At 70.7% G+C, this 875-nt stretch carries 1 protein-coding gene; it reads left to right on the top strand.

The features are described from left to right. Positions 1 to 753 (top strand): homoserine dehydrogenase family protein (locus AC1DQP_RS21040; RefSeq protein WP_478052501.1); only part of this gene is annotated, 753 nt, incomplete at its 5' end. Between the last annotated feature and the right edge of the window lie 122 nt (positions 754 to 875).

The following is an 875-nucleotide window of genomic DNA, read 5'->3' as shown; positions in this document are numbered from 1 at the left end:
GAGCAGTGGTTGGCCCGTGGTGTGCACGTGGTCACCGCCAACAAGCTGGGCCAGGGCGCGCAGCTGGCACGTGCGCAGGCCATCACCGACGGCCGCGAGGAAGGCGATGCGCAGTACGGCGACAGCGCCACCGTGGGTGCCGGCCTGCCGCTGCTGAGCAGTCTGCGCGCGCTGGTCGCCGGGGGGGATCGCATCCATCGCGTGGAAGGGGTGTTGTCCGGTTCGCTGGCATGGCTGTTCCATCACTATGACGGCCAGCGTGCGTTCTCCGACTGGGTGCGGCAGGCGGCTGCGGCCGGCTACACCGAACCGGATCCGCGCGTGGACCTGTCCGGGGAGGACGTGCGCCGCAAGCTGCTGATCCTGGCGCGCGCCAGCGGCATCGCGTTGCGGGCCGAGCAGGTCGAGGTCGCCTCGCTGGTGCCTGCGGCGCTCGCCGCGCTGCCGACCGACGCGGCCGTGTCACAGTTGGCGTTGTTGGACGCCCCGCTGCAGGCTTACTGGCAGCAGGCCCGCGAGCAGAATGGATGCCTGCGCTTCGTCGGCGGTTTCGACCACGACGGTGCGTCGGTGGGCCTGCGCATCCTGCCGCTGGATCACCCGCTGGCCGGTGGCGCGCAGACCGACAATCGCGTGGCCATTCACAGCGATCGTTACCCCGCCCAGCCGTTGTTGATCCAAGGCCCGGGCGCGGGCGCGGAGGTCACCGCCGCGGCGTTGCTGGATGACGTGCTGGCGATCGTGCGGCGGTAGCCAATGTGTCGCGCGCGACAGGTAGAGCCGAGCCACGCTCGGCTGCCCTTCGCGCGATRAACGACCTMACGGCCRGGTAGAGCCGAGCCACGCTCGGCTGCCSTTCGCGCGATRAACGACCT

Source organism: Stenotrophomonas sp. P5_A8, from assembly GCF_056400545.1.
Note: the sequence above shows the minus strand (reverse complement) of the source record. Positions and strands in the feature narration are given on the sequence as shown.